Raw genomic sequence first — 18,420 nt, forward strand, 5'->3', positions numbered from 1 at the left:
TTTAGTGCGGTATTACGATTAACGTAATAACGACTCAGATAATACTGGGCGCATTTCACGAACAATCGCTTGTGTTAGCTTAGGTGCACCACAAATAACGTTACCGCTCACGTTGTAGTTATTACCGCCAGCAAAATCAACAACCATGCCGCCAGCTTCTTTAACTAATAGCTCGCCTGCTGCTGTATCCCACGGTTTTAAACCAATTTCAAAGAAACCATCAACACGACCCGCTGCAACATACGCCATATCAAGTGCTGCAGAACCTGCACGACGAATATCAGCGGTATGTACGAATAATGCTTTAAACGCTTCAGAATAGGCATCTAAGTGGTGTTTTTGTTTGAAAGGGAAACCTGTTGCAAGAACAGAACCGGCAAGTTCAACCGTTTTAGATACACGTAAACGTTTGCTGTTTAACTGTGCGCCTTGACCACGAGAAGCGGTAAAAAGTTCGCCACGAATTGGATCGTAAATTACGGCTTGGTCTAAACGACCTTTAACTTTAAGTGCAATAGATACTGCGAAATGAGGGATACCCTTGATGAAGTTAGTTGTGCCATCAAGTGGGTCAACAATCCATTGGTAATCAGCATCCTTACCTTTGTGTTCGCCTAACTCTTCACCAACGATGCAGTGATCAGGGTAAGAACGTAAAATAGTGTCACGAATTACGGCTTCGGCTTCTTTATCAATGTTCGTAACTAAATCATTAGTGCCTTTTTGTTGCACTTCAACTTTTGATAAGTCTTCACTTGCACGAAGAATAAGCTTGCCTGCGTTACGCGCAGCGCGAACCGCAATGTTTAACATTGGATGCATGGTATTACCTTTGGGTTGTAAAAGAACGTTTATATATTTAAGCCGGCGTATTTTAGCGGTTTTTGCCATAAAGTAAACCATAAAGCCTAAATACTTGTGAGTGTTTTTTGTACAGCCATGATCTTTCAATATATTTATCGGAATAAAAACAGACAATAAATTTGTAAATTAGCGCTTTACCTAAAGTTAACTTGAGGTTTTATGATGTTCTATATTCAATTAATAGGAAGAAAGTTATGAAATTAGAACACGTAAATTTAGTTGTTAGTGACATAAACGCCATGCTTAAGTTTTACCAAGCAGCGTTTCCCTATTGGTCAATTAGAAGTGAGGGGGAAGGAACTTGGTATGGTAAAGCAAGGCGCTGGGTACATTTTGGTGATAACGATCAATATATTGCTATAAGCGATCACGGTGAAGGGAAAAACCGCAACCTATCAGGACATCAAATTGGTTTGGCACACTTTGCCTATGTAACCAATAACTTAAATGCAGTAATAGCGCGCCTAAAACATGCGGGCTTTGCAATAAGTAAAGAAGGTGCTGTAAATCCATTTAGAAAAAACATTTATTATATTGACCCTGCAGGGTTTGAAGTTGAGTTTGTAGAGTACATGAGTGATGTACCTAGTGAGCGAAATAACGACTTATAATATGTATGAAGCCAACTATTATGGCTTCATTCAATGTTTAGCATATTTAATACTGTTTACCATTTATGCCAAGTTGAGTTTTTAGATCATTTGCAAAGCTAATAAATTTTTCTTTAATAGTGCGCTTAACTTTAACTTCCACAGAGCCTAAAACAGTTTTTCCTTCAATGTGAATCGTTGGCCCTTGGCGCTTATTAAGTGACACTGTTTTATTTTCAAAACTGCCTAAAATACAAAACATTTTAGAAACTACATTAACGTGCTCTGGTACATATATTTCTTCGCTGCCAAAGTAACAATTAACGTGAATAGTGACATGTTGGTGGGTAAAAATAGCATCCGTAAAATCAAGATTGATTGACCCCATGTAGTTTTCTATATAAATGTTTTGAGGAACTACCCATTGGCCGGTTCGTTCACTCGAACCAAGAATGCTTCTTAATGTAAGTGGCTCTTCATCAGTCTCATGCTGCGCGCTATAATTAGGTGCAAACTGAGAGTGCTTTTGCGCCTTATATTGCTGGTCAGTATTTAAAGTTAAATCTTCAACGAGATCCATAAGTGCTTTATTGTCACTCGCTGCCATGGCGTCGTCTAAGCGCCTTTCAAATGCTTCTACAGAAATAACACCATGGCTGTAGTTATAAATGAGCTGATCAATCACTTGCTCACGAACTTGCTCAATAGGGCGGTCTTCAATTTTAACAGACATTTAAATTATCCTTTTATGATTGCTGGTTATTTCAAAGCAAGCCTTATACCAAATATTAAATTGTTTAAATTCAGTGGTTTATGATTTTGGGTTTTTGATTTTTTATTATATTAACGACAGATTAACCAAATATACAATTATTTAGTAAGTTTCGCTATTCGAGAAACTTTTACGCAATAGTCTGTAAATGTTTACTTAGTAGGTTTAAGCCAATATCTACTATTTTAAATTAACCTATTGAAATTAAAGGTTAAAAAATGTTGGCCCGATGCTCGCATTAGCTTAAGTGTCTTTAATCAAAAGGAGAACGATTATGAAAACATTTAATAAGTCTATGATTGCAGCCCTAGTATTAGGAACAACCGCAATGGGCGCTCAGGCAAGCAGTTGGGAAAACGAAAGTAAAGATGCTTGGATTGATGGGAAAGCAGAAACAGTATTGCTTATGAACACCAATCTAAATAACTTTGATATCAACACGGACGTAAAAAACGGCAAGGTAATGCTAACAGGTAAAGTAAACAGCGAAGTAGATAAAGAGCTTGCTGAAGAACTCGTGCTAAGCCTAGATGGTGTAACTGACGTTGAAAACAGTCTAACTGTGGTAAAAAACACCGACATGAAGAAGCATGATTCTGAAATGATGGGTAACGACACTGAAAGTGATTTAACAGATGCTAAAATCACTACAGTGATCACAACACGTTACTTATTTGATTCTGAAGTAGGTGGTACAGACATTGATGTTGATACCGATAATGGTGTGGTAACTCTTAAAGGTACAGTTGAGTCTGATGCTGAAAAGCAATTAGCGATGGAAATTGCTAAAAACGCTGAAGATGTTCGCAAGGTAGTTGATGAATTAACTGTTATTGCAGAATAATACACTATACTAAAGCCCAGCCCTGCTGGGCTTTTTGCTTTGCTAACATTATAAGGATTAAATTATGGATATCATTAGAATTATTTTTTCTATTTTATTACCACCACTGGGTGTGTTTTTACAGGTAGGACTAGGGATGCATTTTTGGTTAAATATTTTGCTAACTTTGCTCGGCTATTTCCCTGGATTAATTCATGCGATTTACATTATTGCCAAAAAATAATGTAGCAGCATAGCAGGACATTTAATACTGAGTTGCTAAGTGCTCCCAAAGGTATGTGTATTAGTTACTCAGGCTGCTATTAATAAATGGATTTGTTTTACAAAACTCATCACTAACAAAACCTCAAAGCCTACTATTTGAGCAGTTAGCCCCTTGATTGTTAAAATAAAGCTTTTTGCTAGTGACAAGCCCCTAAAAACTTTTTATACTGCAACCCGCTTTAGTCGCTCTGTGGCTAAACGCTTCAAAAATTAACTGCTTACAGTTATACAAAGATGGCCCCTTAGCTCAGTTGGTTAGAGCACACGACTCATAATCGTTAGGTCCCCAGTTCGAGTCTGGGAGGGGCCACCACTTTTCAAAGCTTTCCAAGTAAATACCTACTAACCGAAATTACCCTGTGCTACCTCTGTGCTACTTTTCACTATAAATCAATTATTAAAAATAGTCCTATCATATTAATTGATATTGCAATTAATATCTTTAAAGTACGCATTTGGTCTCTTTTTAATAGAGCTAACTAAAAAGGATTCATTGCAGTCATTATTTTATTGGCTGTTAAAGCATATGAGGCAATATTGGATAATGGCTATACCCTACTGATTTCTATACTAAGTGGTTTATTTGGAGCCCTAATATCAGCTTTCTTGAGTTTTAAAGTTAGAGTTATAGCCCAAAATAAAATAAAAAAGGACTTAGAACATCGTATTGCTTATGTCTATGTATCTCAGTTAAGTTTTTTGGTTGCTGCAAATGCATGGTTACAATCTTTTTTTGAGAAAATAGAAGCTCAAGTAGACACTCCGATCCCTGAAAATGAGTTTACTTTTTCACACGCGATATCAATTATTTTTGAAGATATGATTAGAGAAAACAATAGTCATTCATACGAAAATATAGTTGGTTTTGAGGGATTAGTAGAGCTTCATATTGACAGCCTTACAAAGACTTATCTGACATTTGAACAACAAGCTGAACTCCCGAAAGATGCTCTTATCTTTTACCAACGTTATGAGAAGAAACTAAAAAATGTTGTTGTAATTATTAAGCAATTTAGCTCGTACCTTTCAGATAAAGAGCAGTTCTTAAAGCTTGATGCCATTCAAATTTATCAAGCAATCGAAAATATTAAACTATTTCTTGATTCAGCAGGGTTGCTGCGTACAGCAATGATTAAGTTCGGGAGAATAAATCAAGCTGAAGCTAATTTAATGCTTGAGCAACAATTACAAACTATTGAAAAAGATATTTTAGTAGCAGGTAAAAATGAGGTGCAACTTTCAAAAGCAAGATTGTTTTTAGTTAGAGAAGGAGCAATCTATGAGTGAACAAATCTTGCCTGATTTGATATTGGGAGTTAAAGGGTTTTGTGAAAAATGAATCTGAGGTTAGATACCAAGATTCTAAAACTGTGACCAAAATTAGTTGACCACTACAGGCCAAAATTAGTTGACCACTACTATGTAATATTCAAGTGATGCTTAACGAAACGTTTAAAATACTAGTTAACGTTATTAGATTGAAGTTAAGTCTGGTGTGACAGACTTAACCCAACTTGCCACACCCTGACTTTTAGATGCGCATACCTATACTATTCTGAATCTAAAATTTCACAGAGCTGTTTTCTGTGCTTTTCCATTACTTTTTTATACTTAATCTTTCTCTCAATTTCTCCAGAGTCTAGATGCTTAACATCAACAACTTCATTTCTACGATACTTTCTCTCGTTAATAATCTGTTTAACAACAGTGTTATGAACAATTGTAGCATTAACCTCTTTTCTAAATCTTTTGATATCAGCTTTGGTTAGGTCTTTTAAAGCAAGCTCATCTTGGTCTATTTCATTAAGAATCTTTAACAAACCTTCAGCTTCTTCTTTTTTCTCTTCTTTAATCACATGGCTACGCATTTTTAGAAGTAAAATTGTTAACAACCTAGCTTTGGATATGTTCGCGTTAATGCCTTCAATGCTTATTATGAGGTCACAATAGGATCTAGCTTTGTGATTTTCACCTAGTTTGATTAAGTCTAATATTTTTCTTTCAAACAAAAATATGTCATTTTGATCAACTGTCGTTATGTAATTCTGTGCACCTTTAAAATAAGCATTCTCTGCTTTTTGGTTTGGTATATTCCCTTGGAGTCGATGACTAAAAGCTAGGTACTTACTTGCCATAAACGCTTCATCAGCAGTCGTCAAGCTTCTATTAAGTTCCGATGTGTAACTCAACATATACTTAGAGAGCTCTATTTTTCCTTGCTGTAGTATCGATAAGGAAATATTTAGCATAAAAGAACCGAACCTTAACTGTTCCTTTACACAGTTTAGAGATAGCGTATTAAAAAGCTCTTCAATATAACTTCGCCTGTCTAGTTTATCAGCTGTATTTATAAGCAATAAAATATCGTTAGCATTAACGTCTAGGTCCTGTGGCTCCTGCTCGTCCAGAAAAATATTAGCCGCCGAAAAAAGTGAAATTATTTCACGTCCTATTACCTCAAAATCCGATGGGATTATGCTCAAGGCATGGATTAAAGGTTTTATTTTATGTTTTTCACTTTCACAATACTTCTTACATAAAATAAAATTATTAAAGGCATCTTGTGGGCTACTCTCTGCTTTAAGTTTCCCCAAGGTAAAGTAACTTGAGGATATTACTTCACTTGGTTTACCTTCATCATTCTCAGCAATAAAGGCTTCCAATTCGACTTCTATATCTACCGCGTCGATTATACCTCTTTGTAATTTTATTTTGGTTTGCAACAACTTGATATGCTTTTCTAGCGCCCCAGTCTTTAGGGTTGATAGTTCATTCACACATACCTGAGCTTCAGATCCCATGCCTTCTTGAAAGTAGCTACATGCAAGCATGTATAACTGCTCAACATACAAAGCAGGCCAAGTTTCCTTATCAAGCATGTTCTCCTCATATGTGGCAATTACTTGCCCATATTCGCCAAGCAAAAAATAGCAAGCCCCAAGCCTGTTATATATGGTTATTAACTTGTCACTTTGAACTGCACCTTCTTTCAACAACTTTCTATAAAGTTCTTTTGCCTGTTCATACTCTTTATTTTCGAAATACTCTTCAGCTTTACTTAGTGAAACTTTTTTACTTTTATTTACTTCAACCAACCAGTCCAAACTCAATGAGCGTTCGATAATTTTGTTTTTTATACATAGAGAACCTTTTTCATAGTCAGAGCTCAAAATTCCTGCGAGGTACAGCTTACTTTTTACAGAATCAGTGAGCTGCTCTAATTTATTGTAATATATTGATAAAACACCTTCCCTGAGCTCTGGGCTTGAGATCATTAAAGAGCGAATATGGTCAATTGGAGGGCGGTCATAATTATTGAGGTAGAGTTCCTGAACTATTTTATCAACATCCTGTGGTTGTACTTCTATATCATCTAAAACAATGTTCTCAACCTCAGATAGTACCTCCCAAGTTAGCCTAGGGTTCCCCCCTGTCCAATAATAGACTCTATCTTTCATATTCTCGCTGAGTTTGTCGTGTAAAGACGCTTTTACTAAGAAGTTATCAAACTCATGTCTAGTAAAGTCTCCTAAAAGTATTTTCTGGCCTATATTAAAAGGTGATATGGACTTATCTTTAATTATATCACTTGGTTCAGCAACACCTGAAAGAATGTAATTTAGTCTTTCAAGTTCAATAAAATTAACTCTTTCAAAAAAGACGCTTCTTATTTGAGCGAAAATTTTATCTGAATAGTCAGCTGCTGTAAGTGAATCAATTTCGTCAAGATTTATTATCAATTTACCTTTTATTTGAGATAATATTAATCTAAGCTCTCTGACGTGTTCCCTATGCGCGGGTAACTTTGAACCAACTCTGCTTTCTTCTATTTTTGATTCGACTTCTTTGAGCTTATCGAAATTACTATCAATAATTTTATCAATAATATTTCGAAAGCATTCTCTGTCTGTTTCAAATCGATTAGAGAGATCTATATACGCAAAAATATCTATATCTGTTTCAAGTTCTCTTTTTGCATTTAACAGTAAGTTTGTTTTTCCCATCTGCCGTGCTACTAAGATATAACCTGGTCTCCCCATATCATTTAAAAGTCGTTTTATTTGAGTGTCAGCACTTCTTTCAACGTATAGATGAGAAGGTATAATGGTATATGGACCTAGCTTTTTATTATCATTATCGTAATTATTATTCATATCCAATCTCCATTAACTTTTCTCTAAATTTTTCTTTTACTTTTCTAGGGTTACCGTTTAATTCACTAGCACAGAAATCAAGAGAGCTATCCGGAGCTAAGTTGGATCTAATTAGCTCGATTAGTTGGCTTATATCTTTATTTTCCCAGCGAGGCCACTCTAAAATTTTTAGCCTCTCTGATACCTTTTCTTGTTCAGCACTAAATTCGTTATTTGGCTGAAAAATGGACGAAAGAATAATCCTAACGTTTGAACCACCATTTATTTTAGTAATAAGAGAAAACAAGTATTCTGCAAATTGATTAAACATAGGTATATTTTTGATTGGAATTTCTTCAATAAATAAGAAGTAGCTTCCGTTTACTACCTCATTATCAATCACTTCAGAAATTTTACTAATTGAACTATTTATATTAGAAGTCGGAATGCAATCAATTAACTCAGGTGCCATTTGTTCCAAAATAGCATCGAAAATTTCATGGAAACTACATTCTAAACACGATGCTAATGAAATATATTTGAAATTAACATTTCGTCTGAAAAGTTCTCTAAGGATTGAAGATGTTTTACCCGTTCCTGATTCACCACAAACCCACAAACTATAATGAGATAGCATCAATGTTAGCTTATGATCTTCTTCTCTTTCAAAATAATAAGGCTCATGTTTAAGTTCATAGCGATCAAACAAAACCGGGCTATTTTCAAGGCCTACATCATTATACTTAGATAGGAATTCATTTTTGACAAGTAGATCAAGTAGTAACTCGTGAGAGTGATGCTCCTTGCCATTAGGCTTAACAATTGAAGAGTGATCGCTATTAGGGATTGTTTTACTGTGAAAATATCTTACAGCAGATTCTTTATTTACCACACGTCTTGATGTAAAAGGTATTCTAAATGGAGCTTTGTTTTCTACAGCTTCAACTCCGCAAATATTGACTTTTTTACTATCTAAGAATTTACGGAAGCGGCCATCTAGATCTTTCAAAATTTCACTTCCCCAAGTTAGTTCAGACGAGAGTTGGTGATTTGTTAACTTTGATAAAGCTCTAGCAAGGAAAGGAATCTTTGAACCATAAGATGGAGAAGCACCTAAGAATAAAGCTACTCGCTTGTCCCTGAAAAGTTCACACTCTTGTTCTAAGATGTACCTAGCTACAATCCCACCAGTACTATGCGTAACGAAAACTACTTTTTCGAATGTTATTGGAGCTCTATTACCAAATACATCAACCCTAGTAAGCTGACCTTTCACTTCTTCAGCACACTCTTGGACACCATAGTCATTAGAAGTTGGTGATGTATAAAATTGGGCCAAAAAAACAGAAGGGTTTTTAAAACGACTATCTTGCGTTATTAAATTAGGCCAGAAAGTATCAGTAGCTTTATTTTTCCAACAGCATTCAGGGGACGAAAATAGTCCGTGAATGAAAATAATGACCGTGTCAGATCCATTAATTTTTTGCCATCCTTTCAATATCGTTTTGTCCTTAAGATTTGATTTATAAGTCTCATTCTATAGTTACTAGTAATTTAATCAATAATTAAGTCGTACCTACTCGAAGAGGTAGGGACGACTTACAGAGTCGCCTACCTCAAGGCCACTGCTCATGATGCCTTGAGACCTATTATCCAACCGCAAAATCAAAAGGCTAGAAGAGGGAAGGGCATCCACTAGAAAAAATAGCTACTTGCAATCTAAGATTAATATGCTAATTTAAATATGAACTAGCTCACTTTGAGCAAACAAGAAAACGGGCGTTTCCCAACTGCCCTCGACACGTCAAGAGGAGCTACAACCGTAGCTGTCAGGCTCAACAGAGCCAGATTAATAATTACCAAAACCACTATAGTCTGCGTCTTGAATCAACAGACTCAGCGCCGCTTTGCTTGTTTGCTTTAGATCAGCCAGCCGATGTGTCTTATGACAACTTCGTTAGTTACGTACTAACTAAGTGGCTTTAAAACTTACCTTTATTGGCTTACGCCCCCTGATCTTCGGTTTTGGTTTTCTATCTTCCACTTTAATTTTAAGGAATTGATATGAGCCAGTTGGGATATTCACTAAACCAGTTAAACATTAATAACAAAGAGCGGAGTCATGCTACTCGCCAAAATAGAAAGAGCATTTTTAATCTTGTTGCAAAACAGCTTCATGGTTTTGGCTTTAAGTTAAAAGATGCAAAAGGGTTAAAACCTAAACACGTAAATGCTTTAGTAAAGCATTGGCAAGATCAAAAGCTTGCAAACAAGACTATCAAAAATCGAATGTCGGCCATTAGATGGTGGGCAGACAAAGTCGGTAAACGTAATGTAGTCGGTCGTACTAATGATGAATACGGTATTGATAAGGTACGCAATAGTCCTCTGGGTAAATCCAAAGAGCTAGATATGCAGAAGCATGCCCAGATTAATTGCCCTTATGTAAGGTTTTCACTGCGCTTACAACAAGAGTTCGGGCTACGCCGAGAGGAGGCAATAAAGTTCAATGTCAGCTATGCAGATCAAGGTAATTATATCCGCTTAAAAGGCTCATGGACTAAAGGTGGTAAACCCCGCACCTTACCTACTCTAAAAGAGTCACAGCGCTCTCTGCTTGATGAAATTCGCTCTTTTACACGCTCATCATTAATTCGCGCGACAGACCGCTACGTAGATCAAATGCGCCGCTATGAGCGTGAAACTAATAAGGTAGGCCTTAGCAAAAATCATGGCTTACGCCATCACTATGCCCGTCAACGTTATCTAGAACTAACTGGTTGGCAATGCCCCGCTAATGGTGGGCCACGACGTATGCATTTAATAGGCAAAGAGCGGGAACTAGATTACAAGGCGCGAATGATAATTAGCTGTGAGCTTGGACATGAGCGGTTTAGTATTACTTATACATATTTGGGGAGCTGATCATTAAACATGTGAAGTATCACAGTACATGATTTTTGAGGCTATTAAATTAGGCATGCCTAATTTAATAGTCTCCAATGTCTATAAATTTATTGTCAGCAAGTGTCCACTTATAATAAAAGCCTCTATGGTTCCTAGGAATACACACAGCCCTACTTTTTAACTCTATTTTTACTTCACCTACAATTCCGTAGGCAGTGAGCGTTCCCAGGTGTTGCCAGTTCTGCGCTCGATTCAAGTCTTCGGTGAACAGAGGCGGGTGATATTTATAAATAGTCAGCTGTACATTGCGTAATATATCCTCGTAATCAATAATCCCTAATACCAATTCATCTACTCCATCACCATCAATATCAAATTGAGCAACGATGTATTCATTTGTCTTTTTAGGAAATATGGGAGGTTCATCAACTTTTTCATAACCAACATCAAAGAACTTGTGTAATTCAATCGACAACCCTTTATCAAAATAAGCTTTAAACCGAAAATCAGTTTGTTCAAAGAAAGCACAGATCGTTGTAGGATACTGATGAAACCCTTGCTTAACGAGCTTGAGCTCCAATGGTGTACCATCGAACATTTTACTAAATGTTGATTCACTCGCGTTTATCTTGCTTGAACCAGATAAGCTTTTGAAGTTTTTCTGCTGAAGTTTGATGTGTTCAAACCAAGGAATTAAGTCACTTCGGACGAGAGGAAATATACTAACGATTGCTAACATTAAAACAATTATTGGCTCTAAGTTCTCTTCGGGAAAAAAGGCCCATGTTACAGCGAGTAGAATGACTAAAATTAACAACCAAAATGAGAGCGTGGGCTTTCTCATTAAAACTCCTTTTAAAAATTACTATGCCTAAGTTTATTAGCTCACAGACCAAGTTAATATATTTTCAGCCAATTTATCTTCGATACAATACAGATACGCCGTTGGCACTTCTAAAATATCAGCAAGTGCTTTCACTGTTTTAAAGTCTGGGGCATGTACGCCTTTTTCGTACTGGTTCATTCTTGCCGATGCCGCAAACTCATCCATGCCAGCTAAAATCCCTAACTGTTTTTGCGATAAGCCTTTGGCTTTTCTTGCCTCTTTTAAACGTTTTGGAAATGGTGATTCGTCATTAGTTTTCATTATTTATTGTTCTTAGCTTGAAAACTAAGAGTTTCTTAGCTTTAATTGAATCTAGATACTAAGGAATGCTTAGTTTTATGCTTGTGTTGCAAATTGAGTTAAGAGGAATGAATATGCTTGAAACATTTGTGTGTGTATTAGTCGGGGCGATTTACTTGCTGGTAAGTATATTTACAAGCGATGAGCAGTCGTCGAAAGAAAGCGAGCAACTAGAACAATTGAATGATGGTATGGGCAATATTATCGCTGATGGTGAATTTATGTCGCGTGAAGAGGCGGAGGATGCACAATCACGTGGTGAACTTTACGACACCTATTACTAATCACTTAAAGAATAGGACAGTGATCAAAATTAGGCATGCCTAATTTTAAGGAGCAATGTATGTTACTTTTAGATCTATACAAAAATGTTGAGCTAAGGCCATTCATCCCTGTAGTAGCTGAGTTTCAAAGCCGCTTAGCTGGTATCGAAGCTGAATGTGAACCGTTAGGGCTATCATTTGAGAAAGAAGTGCAATCAGAGCAGGAAATCTTTTTTGCTCTGATTTCTCAAAAAGCGCTGGCTTTCGACGTGACAAATGAAATGGGTGAGGTTTGGGATATTAGATTAGAGCCTTTCAGTCATTTTAAGTCTCGAAGCAAAAAAATAACTTTTCCTTTCATGGGCTGTAATGAGCAGAAGCAACAAAATATTAGTGAGTGGATTATTGCTTTGTGTAATTGGGAAGGATCTTTTCTATACTCAAGTGCAAAGCATTAGCAGAGATTGCTGTTATGACATTATACGAATGGTTTCAAATGTGGATTTTAATGGTGTTAGCGATTCGCGCTACTCGACGCTACGACACGCTGAAAAATGACCTTTTCACAGCAATAAAAGAAGGTAGAATTTAAATATGGCTCCTGCACTCGCTGGTTGCGCTTTGATTCTAAGTCTTGTGAGCTTCTTCGCTGTTTTGTTTCATCTTAAATGTAAATAAGAAAAGCAGATTTATAGCCCTTACTTATTTGCTATTAAAATTTTTTTTGGCTTGCATTAAAAAGTTATCATCTTGGGTGATTCGTTTTATTATTTCATTAACAGCCTCATATGAAAAAATATGTTTGTTGGCCAAAGATTGAAAGTAGTGAAATTCATTATTCTCTTTTTTCCATTTTAATTTATGCAAACAAGCCTGAAAACAGTTGGTATTGAAGTTCATTTCACCTGTTTTTTGACATCTAGATACTAAACATTTAGTTAGTTTTGCATTATCGAACTTTTCTTTTAAGCCTTTTTTAATAGCAGCAATAGCTGTTGCTTGAGTTAAAGGGTGTGACTGTTCAGGGTTCACTGTTTTATTTACAACCAGAGCATTCTTTAAATTTTGCAAATCAGCTGATTTACCATTCGCTGTTGCGATTATTGTGTCCCCATCTTTGGCATAAACAAGTGAAACATTGACTGGGATCGCAAATTCAATATCATTTGATTTTGAAATTTCTTCTTCAGTATTTTTGGCTAGCTCTAATATTTCATCTGCCGCATTTCCATAGTAAGTTTTAAGTAAGGAAGCCGGAGGTAACTTAAAATCACCAACTAGTGATAACATGCCGCTGTGTTGAGAGTTTAGAAATGCAGTCTCACTAAATTTTTCAAATTCAGATGAATAATTTAAAACACCTGATTGAAATATTCTTGAAGCAAGCCCTTGAAGTTCGGGCATCAACAAATGTACAGCATTATCTCTCCAATCGGCTATACGCTCTATATTTTTTCTAATTTGATTGTTTTCTTTAAAGAGTTTATTTAAGGATTCTCTAAGCGAAATGGTTTCTTTAAAACCTCTTTTTCGGGCAGGTTTATAAATACTTTCTTCGCCATTCAGCTCTATTATTATAGCTTTGAGCAACTGCTCCCATGATGTGCAAAATAGCATCACGAATCCATCTAGCTTGTTTTCTAAAGAAGGCCGGTTATATAACTCTAAGGCCAGCATCATATTGTCTCTAGATTTTTTTAAAAGAGCTTTTGCAAGGCTAGATCTACATTTATGGCCAAGTTCCTGAAAGTGTTTGCTTTGAGATAGACGCTTTTTAAATTCAGTAAAATTAATATCTAGTGTATTTAATGATTCATATGTGTCATCACTGATCTTCGTAACAAACTGAGTTATCTGTCCTTTACCGAAATAAGTATTGAAGGTATTTGGCTTCCAACCAGTAGCTTCAATAACTTCATTTTTCGTAAAGTGTTTTGCTTGCTTTTGCTTTTTTTGAAGGAACTCAAAAAACTTATGCTGTGCATTTCCTTTTGCCAATTTATTCTCTCCTTAAAGTCAACTGATTAATTTGTTTGCTACTTGGTTGCAGAACTTGTCAGTTAGATACCTTAGCTAAATATACTGACTTTAGTGATAAATAGTAGTTTTTAATAGAAATAACCTCCTTTATCCTCTAAAGCTTTAGTAGCTTTAGTAGCTTTAGTAGCTTTAGTAGCTTTAGTAGCTTTTTTGTCCATGATTAAGCTATTTGAAAAAAGCTCCGGAAAAGTCAGGGGGGTTTTTCTGAGACAACGGTAAATTTATTCCCATAATAGTAAGGCATTCCATATATAAGTAACCGGAGTGCTTTATGCCAAAAATTAAACCTCAATTTTATACAGCAGATGAAGTTGCTATAGCTTTATGCTGCTCTAAGCAGACCCTATACAACAAGCTAAGTGAGAACAGGCAAGCGAAAGCGTGTCATTCAATGCCACCTTATATAAAGCAAGGTGGTAAAACACTCTTTCCTATATCAGAGTTCCACCACTGGATTGAAACGCAGCCTTTAATTCGCTGCGGGGAGGTTCATTACTAATGGCCCTTTCTCATAACAACATAGAGATAATTACAAAGTGCCCTATAGAAGAGCGAACTTTTGGTTCATACCCAGCCTTTTTGATAGACCCATGTATTTTGCCCCTTAAAAAGCTTGAGCAATCCACTGTCAAAGGCTTTGGCAAATACAAAACTGTAATGTTGAGCAGTCCTCAAATTTTGCCTCATGGTCACTATGCAAGGTTGATCATTGCTCACCTAACAACACAAATCAGTAGAAGGCCAGAGCTTCCCTCATACGTCATAGCCAAATCTGTAAGTGAGCTATTTCAGCAAATAACAGGACAAGACAGTATATCAGGTGGCACATACGCTAATTTTTTACTCTCTCTCGAAAGAGTATTTGATACGACATTTACAGTTGTCCCGACTAATAAATCAAAAGATAGAATGCGAAGAAGGGGATTTTTCGCTGAGGCGGATAATTTGATCAACGATGAGTATGGTATTGGCTATTTCAATGCTAAATATAAACAGGTTCTCTATACCCCCTCGAACAGCTTTAAGGCGCTGATAGCTGATGATAAAAGCATTATTCCCATTGATTTAAGGTTCCTTCAACTTGCTCGAGCTAAAGACATTGTTCTCGCCCATGATCTCTACTTGTATCTCATACGACGAGGTTATGGACGTGAAAAAATTGTTTTTGTCCCTTGTGGGACCCTCCACAAAGATGTTTTTCCCTACCTAGACAGGCTTGCTCTGAGTAGGTTCAAGCGGCGATTTTTGTGCGCTTTAGACTTCATTCTTGAATGCCATCCTCACTCAGGCATCCGTTTAGATAAAAAGGATAAAGGTATAGTCATTCCACCTAACAACTATCTACTTCGCGGTAGAGGAGGCTAGTGTATAGCTGCTTAAAAATTATGTATAAGTAGTTGCTAGTAATGTCACTGGCGGACAAAAGTTTGTCACTGGCGAACAGTTTTATGTCACTGAGAACCAAATATTTGTCACTGGCGTGCAAAAGTTTGTCACTGAAGGACAGTAGTACCAGTGCAGCCCTTTACTATCAAGGCCTCTAGCTCTCAGCTTAATACCTTAAATTCTCAATATCCAAAAATCTTATTATTAAGGACACTTAACTGTGAATAAAAAAACTTATAAGTATGAAAAGTACATGAAGAACCTGCCTTATATTAAAGACCTTCAGTTATACAAGGCTGTGGGGATGACTCTTTATCTTATCATTGATAAAAAAAGAACTTTAAAGTTTGCACTCTCTTCTGCAAGCACAAAGCATAATTTTAAGCCAAAAAAGCGAATTGAAGACCTGGTTCGAATCGCTCTCCCTGATGACTTCTTCGAAAAAAGGCAAAGAGCTAATGCACCAAAAGAAAAACGAGAAGAGGCTGCCCAAACTCATAGGGTATATTCAGAATTTGAATCACTTGCTAATAGGCACTTAAGTGACATAATGAATAGAGAATCATAAGGCTTCATATGACACCAGAAGAATTAGAGCGACAGGCAATTGCCTATGCTAAAAATAATAGGACTCGTATAGCTCGCGAGTTAACAGATAAAGATCGGTTTCCTCCCGATAACAGGCCGGTTTCTGTTTTTATGGCAGGCTCGCCTGGCGCAGGAAAAACTGAAGCTTCAAAAGCTTTTTTAGAAGAAATTGGTGCTGATAATGTACTCAGGCTTGATCCAGATGAGTTAAGAGAACTAATACCTGGTTATACAGGTGATAACTCTTATTTATTTCATCGTGCTGTATCTTTTATTGTTGAGAGAACACTTGATCATGCTTTTAAAAACAAGCAGTCATTTTTGTTAGATGGTACCTTGGCAAGTTATGATGTTGCAGAAAAAAATATTGAGCGTTCTATTCGTAAAGGTCGAAAAGTGCTTATTTTGTTTGTGTACCAAAAGCCAGAGTATGCATGGGAATTTGTTGAAGCCAGAGAGAAGTTAGAAGGGCGTAGAATTTTACCAAATACTTTTATAGATCAATTTTTTGCATCACAAAATGTTATCAAGGAACTTAAATTAAAGTTTGGAAGTCAAATTAAAGTAGATTTATTGGTTAAGAATAATAAGGGTCGAACACGTTTTTATCATGATAACGTTCAGGCAATTGAGCATCATTTAGATGAAAAATTCACTAGAGAAGATCTACAGAGCCTGATAGAATCACCGTCCAGCTCAAAAAACGAGCTTTAGGAGTACCTATGTTTTCAAATTTATTAAAGCCAAAGCAAGCTCAAAATTCTAAGCTTTCAGACTTTGTACTTGACTCAAGTTCAAGTGAGAAAAAGCGAGTTTATAATCAAGTTATTGAGCGAGCAATTTCCTCTCAAGTACAGGTAGTAAACAAAGCACCTGTAGGTCAACGATAATTAATAAAAAGTCCCGTATAGGGACTTTTTTGATTTAGAAGAAATTTATAAATATCAACTTAACAAAGTGCTCATCAGCTCAACTTTTTGTTCCTTAGTTAAGTTGGCCAACAGACTTTTCATTTTTCTCATTTGATCGTTAGGCTTTTGTTCAATCAAACCTGCATATTTGGCTATTGTTTCTGTTACTTTTTCTGCGGGCTCTTTGAGCTCCTCAGCAGTTAAAATTAAATAGCCAGCAGTCACGTCACTTTTATCTGTAATATGGTTTAGAAGGCGTTTCAGGAGGTATCCTGATACTCCGCTACTCTCAGCCATTGATGTAAATGTGCGGCGTAAATCATGCGAAGTGATTTTTACTCCTGCAATTTGGCATACATGTTTTAACGTTTTCTTAGGATCAGTCAGGTAGCCTTTTTTACTATTTGTACCAAACACATAGTCAGATACCTTATATTCTTTTCGTCGATTAAATATCTCAGCTAATCGATCTGTAATAGGGAACTCGACATCTAAGCCATTTTTTGTATCTTCTAAAATAAATATCCTATCTTCAAGGTGTACTTGTGACCAAGGAAGTTGCAGTAACTCTGATCTTCTTAGGCCTGAAAAGGTTAAAAATTCTAGGTAATCACAAAAAGCAATGCGGCTATTCTGACGATATTTGGCAGCTTCATTTCTAACTTCGTATAATGCGTCTACAAAAGGTTTTAGCTGTGAACGGCGCAGCCGTCTTGTTTTACGTTTTATATTATTCCAACTACGTTTTTCAGAAAGAGCATCTACAGGGTTTTCTGGAAATAGTGAGCGACCTTCTGAAGACTTGTATTCAGCTTTAGCAAAGTTAAATAAAGCGCGCATTAGGCGCATGGTATAATTTGCCTGAGCAGGACTTCTAGAGGTGATTTCTCGTTGGCGCTTTAAAATCATTGTTTGATTTATATCGGCTAGGCGCTTGTTATGCCAATCAGGTAGGTAGCAATCTATTTTTTGTTGATAACCTCTTACAGTTATAGGCTTAAGATCTCTAGATTCAATATATGACTCAAAAGCTTCTTTGAGGGTAATAGAAGCCGCTCTAAATTGGCGCTTAAGATCATTTGGGTTTATACCCTCAGCAATATCTGCCATTACTTTTTTAGCCATCCGCCTTGCATCATCAAGTGCAATTGATGGAAAGTACCCAAGGGTGACATTAATAGGGGTGTCTCGCCCTGGTATCTTTTTATAGACTCTAAATGATTTTCTACCAGCTACGCCTACATCTAAAATGAGTCCTGACAATAGATTGTCATAATAGCGAGTGCGTTTACCGTTTGATTCTATCTTTTCAAGCGATAATTCTGTGAAGCGAAATTTTGTGTCTGACATCTGGTGCTACCTCTGTGCTACTTTGAACGTAAAATTTAACGTTCTGAAATACATAATGATTTATGCATCAGAGGTAGGGTTTATTCAATAACACCATGATATAGCTATGAAAATTAGTAAATAGTTATATCAAAAAGTAACTCGTAGTAAGTCTTTGTTTTGCAACTCATAATCGTTAGGTCCCCAGTTCGAGTCTGAATCGCCCCGTGTTTGCCAGAGACTCAATAACTTGAGAAACTGGAACTATGAAAAAATCAAATCGCTATACATCAGAATTTCGTGAACGTGCAATTAGGCTTGTTACCACACAACAGCATGAATA

At 36.4% G+C, this 18,420-nt stretch carries 20 protein-coding genes and 1 tRNA gene; 13 read left to right on the forward strand and 8 right to left on the reverse strand.

All coding sequences use genetic code 11. The annotated features are described in order from the left end of the window. Positions 1-18 precede the first annotated feature (18 nt). Positions 19-822 (reverse strand): inositol-1-monophosphatase, encoded by an 804-nt coding sequence (gene suhB, locus QL986_RS14620; protein WP_010391751.1) that lies wholly within the window; start codon positions 820-822, stop codon positions 19-21. 236 nt (positions 823-1,058) lie between these two features. Here suhB and QL986_RS14625 point away from each other — a divergent pair, with 236 nt between their 5' ends. Further along, positions 1,059-1,475, forward strand: a complete 417-nt coding sequence (locus tag QL986_RS14625) for a VOC family protein (protein WP_024601699.1) — start codon at positions 1,059-1,061, stop codon at positions 1,473-1,475. A 46-nt stretch (positions 1,476-1,521) separates the two neighbouring features. Here the strand turns inward: QL986_RS14625 and QL986_RS14630 are convergent, their stop codons facing one another. After that, on the reverse strand, positions 1,522-2,187 hold the full coding sequence (locus tag QL986_RS14630; RefSeq protein ID WP_024601700.1) for a LiaF domain-containing protein: 666 nt from the start codon (positions 2,185-2,187) through the stop codon (positions 1,522-1,524). Between the two features lie 313 nt (positions 2,188-2,500). Here QL986_RS14630 and QL986_RS14635 point away from each other — a divergent pair, with 313 nt between their 5' ends. The 4 genes from QL986_RS14635 to QL986_RS14650 all read left to right on the forward strand — a co-directional run bounded on the left by QL986_RS14635 (position 2,501) and on the right by QL986_RS14650 (position 4,621). Then, positions 2,501-3,070 carry a BON domain-containing protein gene (locus QL986_RS14635; RefSeq protein ID WP_013465983.1) on the forward strand — a complete coding sequence of 190 codons (570 nt, stop codon included), beginning with the start codon at positions 2,501-2,503 and terminating at the stop codon, positions 3,068-3,070. Positions 3,071-3,134: 64 nt separating this feature from the next. After that, complete coding sequence (locus tag QL986_RS14640; protein WP_008466367.1) at positions 3,135-3,293, forward strand: YqaE/Pmp3 family membrane protein; 159 nt, start codon at positions 3,135-3,137, stop codon at positions 3,291-3,293. Positions 3,294-3,570: 277 nt separating this feature from the next. Further along, positions 3,571-3,647: transfer RNA gene (locus tag QL986_RS14645), tRNA-Ile, on the forward strand. 197 nt (positions 3,648-3,844) lie between these two features. Next, on the forward strand, positions 3,845-4,621 hold the full coding sequence (locus QL986_RS14650) for a hypothetical protein (protein WP_290191665.1): 777 nt from the start codon (positions 3,845-3,847) through the stop codon (positions 4,619-4,621). A gap of 263 nt (positions 4,622-4,884) precedes the next feature. Here the strand turns inward: QL986_RS14650 and QL986_RS14655 are convergent, their stop codons facing one another. Next, positions 4,885-7,488: an AAA-like domain-containing protein gene (locus tag QL986_RS14655; RefSeq protein ID WP_290191666.1), complete on the reverse strand. Its 2,604-nt coding sequence runs from the start codon at positions 7,486-7,488 to the stop codon at positions 4,885-4,887. Next, a complete protein-coding gene (locus tag QL986_RS14660) occupies positions 7,481-8,965 on the reverse strand; it encodes a hypothetical protein (protein ID WP_290191667.1) in 1,485 nt (494 codons plus the stop codon). Before QL986_RS14660 ends, QL986_RS14655 begins: the two co-directional genes overlap by 8 nt. A gap of 566 nt (positions 8,966-9,531) precedes the next feature. On the opposite strand from QL986_RS14660, the gene QL986_RS14665 reads away from it, so the two are divergent. Continuing rightward, on the forward strand, positions 9,532-10,392 hold the full coding sequence (locus QL986_RS14665) for a phage integrase N-terminal domain-containing protein (RefSeq protein WP_290191668.1): 861 nt from the start codon (positions 9,532-9,534) through the stop codon (positions 10,390-10,392). Between the two features lie 64 nt (positions 10,393-10,456). Here the strand turns inward: QL986_RS14665 and QL986_RS14670 are convergent, their stop codons facing one another. Together QL986_RS14670 and QL986_RS14675 are read right to left on the reverse strand one after the other, a co-directional pair. After that, a complete protein-coding gene (locus QL986_RS14670) occupies positions 10,457-11,218 on the reverse strand; it encodes a hypothetical protein (protein WP_290191669.1) in 762 nt (253 codons plus the stop codon). A gap of 36 nt (positions 11,219-11,254) precedes the next feature. Continuing rightward, a complete protein-coding gene (locus QL986_RS14675) occupies positions 11,255-11,521 on the reverse strand; it encodes a helix-turn-helix transcriptional regulator (RefSeq protein WP_290191670.1) in 267 nt (88 codons plus the stop codon). A 113-nt stretch (positions 11,522-11,634) separates the two neighbouring features. Here QL986_RS14675 and QL986_RS14680 point away from each other — a divergent pair, with 113 nt between their 5' ends. Beyond that, the gene (locus QL986_RS14680) at positions 11,635-11,844 is read left to right on the forward strand and encodes a hypothetical protein (protein WP_290191671.1); all 210 of its coding nucleotides are present in this window, start codon (positions 11,635-11,637) and stop codon (positions 11,842-11,844) included. A gap of 59 nt (positions 11,845-11,903) precedes the next feature. After that, complete coding sequence (locus QL986_RS14685) at positions 11,904-12,281, forward strand: hypothetical protein (protein WP_290191672.1); 378 nt, start codon at positions 11,904-11,906, stop codon at positions 12,279-12,281. Between the two features lie 244 nt (positions 12,282-12,525). Here QL986_RS14685 and QL986_RS14690 read toward each other — a convergent pair whose 3' ends face one another. Further along, positions 12,526-13,821: a DUF3644 domain-containing protein gene (locus tag QL986_RS14690; RefSeq protein WP_290191673.1), complete on the reverse strand. Its 1,296-nt coding sequence runs from the start codon at positions 13,819-13,821 to the stop codon at positions 12,526-12,528. Between the two features lie 313 nt (positions 13,822-14,134). Between QL986_RS14690 and QL986_RS14695 the strand changes: the two genes are divergently transcribed. From QL986_RS14695 to QL986_RS14715, 5 genes are all read left to right on the forward strand, one after another. Next, positions 14,135-14,362 (forward strand): helix-turn-helix domain-containing protein, encoded by a 228-nt coding sequence (locus tag QL986_RS14695; RefSeq protein WP_290191674.1) that lies wholly within the window; start codon positions 14,135-14,137, stop codon positions 14,360-14,362. Then, positions 14,362-15,228: a hypothetical protein gene (locus QL986_RS14700; RefSeq protein WP_290191675.1), complete on the forward strand. Its 867-nt coding sequence runs from the start codon at positions 14,362-14,364 to the stop codon at positions 15,226-15,228. The genes QL986_RS14695 and QL986_RS14700 overlap by 1 nt, the downstream gene beginning before the upstream one ends. A 241-nt stretch (positions 15,229-15,469) precedes the next feature. Continuing rightward, positions 15,470-15,817: a hypothetical protein gene (locus QL986_RS14705; RefSeq protein ID WP_290191676.1), complete on the forward strand. Its 348-nt coding sequence runs from the start codon at positions 15,470-15,472 to the stop codon at positions 15,815-15,817. Between the two features lie 8 nt (positions 15,818-15,825). Next, positions 15,826-16,551, forward strand: a complete 726-nt coding sequence (locus QL986_RS14710; RefSeq protein ID WP_029772766.1) for a zeta toxin family protein — start codon at positions 15,826-15,828, stop codon at positions 16,549-16,551. 8 nt (positions 16,552-16,559) lie between these two features. Next, the gene (locus tag QL986_RS14715) at positions 16,560-16,727 is read left to right on the forward strand and encodes a hypothetical protein (protein ID WP_290191677.1); all 168 of its coding nucleotides are present in this window, start codon (positions 16,560-16,562) and stop codon (positions 16,725-16,727) included. Between the two features lie 54 nt (positions 16,728-16,781). Here QL986_RS14715 and QL986_RS14720 read toward each other — a convergent pair whose 3' ends face one another. Beyond that, on the reverse strand, positions 16,782-18,098 hold the full coding sequence (locus tag QL986_RS14720; RefSeq protein WP_290191678.1) for a tyrosine-type recombinase/integrase: 1,317 nt from the start codon (positions 18,096-18,098) through the stop codon (positions 16,782-16,784). Positions 18,099-18,420 lie beyond the last annotated feature (322 nt).

Origin of the sequence: Pseudoalteromonas sp. APC 3250, assembly GCF_030407915.1 — a bacterium.
Taxonomy (GTDB): domain Bacteria; phylum Pseudomonadota; class Gammaproteobacteria; order Enterobacterales; family Alteromonadaceae; genus Pseudoalteromonas; species Pseudoalteromonas tetraodonis.